Origin of the sequence: Bacillus sp. JJ1521 (assembly GCF_036965165.1) — a bacterium.
GTDB lineage: Bacteria > Bacillota > Bacilli > Bacillales > Bacillaceae_L > Ferdinandcohnia.
The window spans coordinates 1-7,077 of sequence record NZ_JBALOX010000238.1 but is presented as its reverse complement, the minus strand read 5'-3'; the positions used below and the strand labels follow the sequence as shown (position 1 = coordinate 7,077).

General features: G+C 38.4%; 6 protein-coding genes. All 6 read right to left on the bottom strand.

Annotated elements, in window-relative coordinates; all coding sequences use genetic code 11:
* On the bottom strand, window positions 1–1,011 hold a 1,011-nt coding region (gene rlmN / locus V7147_RS23370; RefSeq protein ID WP_335370197.1), incomplete at its 3' end, for a 23S rRNA (adenine(2503)-C(2))-methyltransferase RlmN.
* A gap of 4 nt (window positions 1,012–1,015) precedes the next feature.
* On the bottom strand, window positions 1,016–2,359 hold the full coding sequence (rsmB, locus tag V7147_RS23365; protein ID WP_335370196.1) for a 16S rRNA (cytosine(967)-C(5))-methyltransferase RsmB: 1,344 nt from the start codon (window positions 2,357–2,359) through the stop codon (window positions 1,016–1,018).
* On the bottom strand, window positions 2,346–3,299 hold the full coding sequence (gene fmt, locus V7147_RS23360) for a methionyl-tRNA formyltransferase (RefSeq protein ID WP_335370195.1): 954 nt from the start codon (window positions 3,297–3,299) through the stop codon (window positions 2,346–2,348). The genes rsmB and fmt overlap by 14 nt, the downstream gene beginning before the upstream one ends.
* An 8-nt stretch (window positions 3,300–3,307) precedes the next feature.
* The gene (def, locus tag V7147_RS23355; protein ID WP_335370194.1) at window positions 3,308–3,781 is read right to left on the bottom strand and encodes a peptide deformylase; all 474 of its coding nucleotides are present in this window, start codon (window positions 3,779–3,781) and stop codon (window positions 3,308–3,310) included.
* 303 nt (window positions 3,782–4,084) lie between these two features.
* Window positions 4,085–6,499: a primosomal protein N' gene (gene priA, locus V7147_RS23350; RefSeq protein WP_335370193.1), complete on the bottom strand. Its 2,415-nt coding sequence runs from the start codon at window positions 6,497–6,499 to the stop codon at window positions 4,085–4,087.
* Window positions 6,496–7,077, bottom strand: a 582-nt coding sequence (gene coaBC, locus V7147_RS23345) for a bifunctional phosphopantothenoylcysteine decarboxylase/phosphopantothenate--cysteine ligase CoaBC (RefSeq protein ID WP_335370192.1), incomplete at its 5' end; no start/stop codon positions are given. The genes priA and coaBC, both read right to left, overlap by 4 nt.

The window sequence follows — 7,077 nt, the reverse complement described above, 5'->3', positions numbered from 1 at the left end:
TACATTTACACCATGCTTCTTTAATGTCTTTTCAAATTCAAAGATCTGCTCTCGTGGTGTTCTCACATAATCGCGCTCAGGAACATAATTGACTGGAATTAAGTTAACGTGACATTTAATTCCCTTTAATAGCTCTGCTAGTTCTTCAGCATGTTCAACTTGATCGTTGACTCCACCAAATAACCCATACTCAAAGCTAATTCTTCTTCCTGTTTTTTCAATATAATAGCGTACAGCTTCCATTAAATCAGGCAGTTTATATGCGCGGTTAATCGGCATCAACTTGCTTCTTATTTCTGTATTAGGTGCATGTAATGAGATTGCAAAATTTATTTGTAATTTTTCATCTGCAAACTTATAGATTTTTGGAATGATTCCACTTGTTGAAACGGTGATATGACGAGCTCCAATATTTAAGCCCTTATCGTGATTAATAATTTTGAGGAATGAAAGCATTTGATCGTAATTATCAAAAGGCTCACCAATTCCCATGATAACAAGGTGACTTACTCGCTCATCAAGTTCATCTAATGCCTTTTGAACCTTTACAACTTGGGCAACAATTTCACCAGCTTCTAGATTCCGCTTTAGTCCTCCTAATGTGGAAGCACAGAAGGTACAGCCAATGCGGCAACCAACCTGTGTTGTTACACAAATGGAGTTTCCATAGCCATGTCTCATAAGAACAGTTTCAATTGAATATCCATCATGGAGTTCAAATAAAAACTTCATTGTGCCGTCAGCAGATGTTTGCTGAATGATGGTTTTAAGAGTCGTAATCGTAAATTGCTCAGCAAGCTTTTGTCTCATTGCATTTGAAAGGTTTGTCATCTCGTCAAATGTTGTAACTCTCTTCGTATAGAGCCATTCAAAAATCTGATTTCCGCGAAATTTCTTCTCACCATTTTCGATAAGCCAGTTTTCAAGTTCCTCTAGCTGTAAAGAATAAATGGATGGTTTTGAATTTGGTAAGTTTTGTTTTTTTCTTCTAGTTGTTTGTACTTCTTCCAATACATTACACCTGCTTCCTTAATCTTGCAATATAAAATCCATCCGTACCAAAATAATGTGGATAAAGCTGAAGTTGTCCATTTTTAATATAAGGTTTCACTATTTCAGGTAGGTAATTTTCGAGTGTCTCATCTAGCATAAAATCTTTATTTTGCTCAAGGAAGGTTTTAATAACACCTTCATTTTCTTCGTAATCTATTGTACATGTGCTATACACGAGTATACCACCTTTTTTTAATAAAGATGAAACCTCATTTAAAATGTCTAGTTGTATTTTTGCAAGGTTTTCATTGTCTGATTCTAATTTTGAATATTTAATGTCAGGTTTTCTTCTAATAACACCAAAGCCTGAACATGGAGCATCTACGAGAATTTTATCAAACCTTTCCGGTTCAAAGATTTGCCCCGCTTTTCTACTATCGAGGGCTTTTGTTTCAACGTTTTCTAGCCCCAACCGGTTGACTACTTCATTAATTAACTTTATTTTATGTTCATGAAGGTCTAGCGAACAAACCTTGCCCGTATTTTGTAGTATTTCGGCAATATGTGTTGTTTTTCCTCCTGGTGCAGCACAACTATCCAGTATTTGTTCTCCTTTTTCAACACCAAGCGCACGGGCTACAAGCATGGAACTTTCATCCTGGATGGTATAATATCCTTCCTTAAAAGCTTTTGCATGGACTAGATTTCCACGAACCGCCTTAATCGAATCAACAGAAACGCTCCCTTCTTCTGCTTCAATTCCATCCTCTTTAAGCATTTGAATAAGTTCTTCTCTCGTTATCGCCGCACTATTGACCCGTGCGGTTTGTTCAGGTGGAGTACTATTTACCTCACACATTTTTCGAGTTTCTTCCATTCCTATTTGCTTGACCCACCGCTTAACAAGCCAAATCGGATGACTTGTTTCAATTGCAAGTCTTTCTACTTCATCCTTTAGTTGATCTAATGATGGCAATCCCTCGCGTTGGATGGAGCGAAGCACCCCATTTACAAGTGAAGACGTACCTTTATGCCCTCTTTTTTTTGCAATTTCGACTGCTTCAAAAAAGATTGCCCGTTCTGGAACTCTGTCTAAATAGACCATTTGATAAAGGGAAAGCCTTAATAGAATTCTCACCCATTGATCTAGCTTTTTGCTCTTTTTTAAAAAAGGTGCCAAATAAAAGTCCAATGTATCACGGCGTTGGATTGTTCCATAGACAATCTCTGTGAGTAGACCTACGTCCTTCCCCTTAACCTCATGCTTTTTAATCATTTGGTTCAAAAGCAGATTGCTATAGGCTTGATTTTTTTCAATTTGCAATAAGATTTCGAGTGCTACATTTCGAACATTAGATTTCGTCATTGTTGTCTCCTAACCGAGTCCCTACCTGTAAATCTGTCCCTAACAAGAATTGCTCTGCACTCATCTTTTTCTTTCCTGCAGGCTGAAGTTGGGTGATTTTTATAAAAGTAGTATTCCCAGTCGAAACAATAAACCCATCCTTTTCAATTGAAACAACAGTGCCGCAACTTTTAGATGTGGATGATGATACCTTTTCGCCCCACCATATTTTGATTACATCACCATTTAATGTAGTATATGCAACAGGCCACGGGTGGAGCCCGCGGATATGGTTATAAATATCCTCTCCATCTTTTGTCCAGTCTATCTTTTCCTGTTCGCGTTTAATATTTGAAGCAAAGGTTGCTTTGGAATCATCCTGTTTTATCGGTGTTATTTTTCCATCTAAAAGTAACGGAATTGTTTCTGATAAAAGCTTTGAACCTGCCACACTTAATTTATCATGTAATGAACCAACATGGTCTGTTTCTAGAATTGGAATTTCTACTTGTGTTAGGATGTCCCCTGCATCTAGCTTTTCAACCATATACATGATGGTAACACCTGTTTTCTTCTTTCCTTGAAGGATTGAATAATGAATCGGCGCACCACCTCTAAGCTCAGGGAGTAATGACGCATGTACATTTATACATCCATACTTTGGAGCTTCTAATAATTCATTTGGAAGTATTTGTCCAAATGCTGCAGTTATTATTAAATCAGGCTTATAGCTCAATACTTGATCTATTTCCTGTTGTTCTCTTATTTTATTTGGTTGTAGGACAGGGATATTGTGTTTTATTGCCTCAACTTTAACAGGTGGAGGAGTTAAAACTCTTTTTCTTCCAACAGGTCTATCTGGTTGTGTCACTACAGCTACAACCTCGTATCCATCCTCAATTATTTGACGTAAAACAGGTACTGAAAAGTCCGGTGTACCCATAAATACAATACGTTCCATGTAATTACCTACCCTTCAATTTCTCCTTCTTCATAAAAACGGTTCACCTTTGAGGTAAATAAAATACCATGAAGGTGATCAATTTCATGCTGAACTGCACGGGCTAAGAAATCTCTTGCCTCGAATACATATATTTTTCCTTTTCTGTTTTGCGCTCTTACCTTTACGTAATCATAACGTGTTACTTCACCAAAAAGGTCCGGAAAACTGAGACAGCCTTCTGGACCTACCTGTTCACCTTTACGCTCAAGGATCACGGGATTAATTAGTTCAATAAGTCCGCTCTCGTCTCCTATATCAACGATGGCGATTTGTTTTGCAATTCCAACTTGAGGGGCGGCTAATCCAACACCGTCCGCCTCAAGCATTGTGTCATACATATCTTTTATTAGTTTTGATAGGTTTCGGTCAAAGGTTAGCACCTTTTCACATTCAACCTCTAGTATTTCATTTGGATATTTAACAATTGGTAGTAAAGACAAACGAGTTCCTCCAACATTCTACTTTTTTATATGTCTAGCTCCAGCTGCCATCGGCTCTCTGGTCTAAGTCAATCGCTTCGGAAGGTAATAGTCACCTTCTTTCAGCGCTTTTCTTATGCTTGACTTGCACAGGACAAAGAAGGCTTCGACAGCATAAACATCGCACGAAGAAAATGCAATGCATTTTCTAGGAAGTGCTGACATCGACGTTCGACACAGGACTTGGCGGTAATTAGTCGATGTTCCTCAATCCGGGCACCTTGCGCTTTTCTATCAGTCTCTCTCTTCTAACGCAACTTTAAACTACATCATGATATACGGGTTTAAGTCAATTGATAATGTAAGTGAGTTTTGTGCGATTTCTCTTTGGTATCGATCCAAAATCCCTTTTAAAAGCTTGTTCAGATTTGGCTCATTTTTGTATTTTATCATGCATTGGTATCGATATCTATTATTAATCCTGGCAATCGGTGAGGTCACTGGGCCTAAGATAATGGATTGATTTGATAAGGACTTCCGTAAATAGATTGCAATTTTCTCAGCAACATCGACGGTTTTCGTTAACTCCGGATGTGTGACTGTGACTAAAGCCAAATAATAAAAAGGTGGATACGCATGAGCCTTTCTAATGTGCATTTCATTTTGATAGAATCCATCATAATTATGATGGCTCGCAAGTTCAATACTATAATGCTCTGGTGTATAGCTCTGAATCACAACCTCACCTGGCAGTTCATGACGCCCCGCTCTTCCACTAACCTGTGTAAGAAGCTGAAATGTTTTTTCCGAAGAACGAAAATCCGGCAGGTTGAGCATCGTATCCGCAGTTAGAACTCCGACCAATGTGACATTTGGAAAATCTAATCCTTTTGCAATCATTTGTGTTCCTAATAAAATATCTGCTCTTCCTTCACCGAATTCCTTCAATAATTTCTCATGAGCACCTTTTCTACTAGTTGTATCAACGTCCATTCGAATAACCCTAGCTTCTGGTAAAACCTTCGCAAGTTCTTCTTCAACCTTTTGTGTACCAGTTCCAAAAAATCGGATATGCTCACTACCACATTCATTGCATGTATTTGGCATGAAGGTCTCATATCCACAATAATGACATCTTAAGCGATGATGTGGTCTATGATATGTGAGAGAAATATCACAATGCGGGCAATTTGCAACATAGCCACAATCCCTACACATGACAAATGAGGAATGGCCGCGTTTATTTAAAAATAAAACCGATTGTTCGTTTCTTTCAAGTCTTGCGGTTAATTTTTCAAATAAGACATTTGAGAACATCGATCGATTCCCATTACGTAATTCCTCGCGCATATCGACAATTTCAACTGTTGGTAGAGGTCTGCTATTAACCCTTTCCTTTAATGCAATGAGTTCATAGACATTCTTTGAGGCACGTGCAAATGATTCAAGAGTTGGTGTCGCACTTCCTAAAATTACGGGAGCGTTATGCAGCTGACCACGAAAAATCGCGACATCTCGTGCATGGTATCTTGGGTTATCTTCCTGCTTGTAGCTTGATTCATGTTCCTCATCAATAATAATAATCCCTATATTTTCAAAAGGAGCAAATATTGCAGATCTCGCTCCAACAACAACACTTACTTCCTTACGATATATTTTTCGCCACTCATCATATTTCTCGCCAATTCCAAGCCCACTATGCATCACGGCAACCCGGGAACCAAAACGTCCCTTGAAACGGCTCACCATCTGTGGAGTAAGAGAGATTTCCGGGACAAGGACAATCGCTTCTTTACCCTTTTTTAAAACAGCATCAATCGCCTGCATATAAACCTCGGTCTTACCACTTCCGGTAACACCATACATCAAAAATACTTTATGAAAGACATCTTCGATTGAGGCAAGAATTGGAGTTATCGCATTTTGCTGTTCATCTGTTAATGACATTGGTTGTGTTTGCTCGAAGTGCTTGTCCGCGTATGGATCTCGGTAAACCTCAACATTTTGTTCGGTGATATACCCTTTTTTCACCATTGTTCGAATTGTACTGTCAGTCACGCCAACCTTCTGCAAAAGTTCCTTTAAAAAGATAGATTTTGGATTTTTAAGTAAAAATTCGAGTACTTGTTTCTGTTTTTTCGCTGACGCAGAAAGCTCTTGTATTACTTTCTCAGTTTCTTCTGTTGAAAGTGATAGCTGTACTTGTTTCATCGTTTTCTTATTGCTACGATTTTTTACATTATAGACAACTTCGAGATGACCTTTTTTAATATCCTTTTGGTAAATATGCAATAAATCATTTTTTTCGGCATCATCCCAATGAACCTCATTATGCTGTTCAAAAGATGCTTGAATCGCCGGTTCCAATTCATTTCTTTTTGCAGGGTCAAGAAGTCTTATTTCTTTCTCATATTTTGCCCGCATTGCGGATGGAAGCATCGCTTGTAGAGCAGATATCGTAAAGCAAAGCGTTTTTTCTGTTAGCCATTTGCCAATGTGAAGAAGCTCTTCGTTCAAAGCCGGGGTTAGATCAAGCAAGGAATGGATTTCCTTTAACTTGTCTACTTCGGCTTTCTCTGAAAGGCTCATAACGAAACCCTGGACTTTACGAGGACCAAATGGCACGACGACCCTCATTCCAGTTACAATCAAGTCACTCCATTTATCGGGAACGATATAATCATATGGTTTATCTGTTTGCATTGCCGGAACATCGACAATAATGCTGGCAATTTTCATTTTGTTTCGCCATCCATCGTCCGCTTCACTTCACGAAGTAAAGCTTTTGCAACCTCAAGCTTTGTCATCATAGGCAGTTCTTTATGAGTTCCATCCTTTTTATATATCGTTACAAGATTTGTGTCTGTCCCAAATCCCGCCCCTTGAGTCGTTACATTATTTGCAACGATCATGTCTAAATTTTTCGATGTGAGTTTCTTTTTTGCATATTCATCTAGATTGTCTGTCTCAGCTGCAAAACCAACTAGAAATTGATGTTCCTTTTGTTCGCCTAACGTTTTTAAAATATCAGTTGTTCTTTTAAGTTCGAGAACAAGATCCCCGCTCTTTTTTTTCATTTTCCCATCAAAGACTTGCTTTGGTTGATAATCCGCAACAGCCGCTGATTTAATTACGATATCATTTTGTTTATAAAAGCTCATGACTTGTGTATACATTTCTGCAGCGGATTCAACGGGAATCACTCTCACTTTTGGCGGTGCGGGAAGATTTGTTGGTCCAGAAATTAAAGTTACGTCTGCACCCATTTTATGTGCTGCTTCTGCAATTGCATATCCCATTTTTCCTGTTGATCGATT

What these genes read in the sequence shown, in the direction of transcription:
- priA (WP_335370193.1), bottom strand. Translation starts at nt 6,499, where the DNA reads ATGAAAATTGCCAGCATTATTGTCGATGTTCCGGCAATGCAAACAGAT.
- rsmB (WP_335370196.1), bottom strand. Translation starts at nt 2,359, where the DNA reads ATGACGAAATCTAATGTTCGAAATGTAGCACTCGAAATCTTATTGCAA.
- fmt (WP_335370195.1), bottom strand. Translation starts at nt 3,299, where the DNA reads ATGGAACGTATTGTATTTATGGGTACACCGGACTTTTCAGTACCTGTT.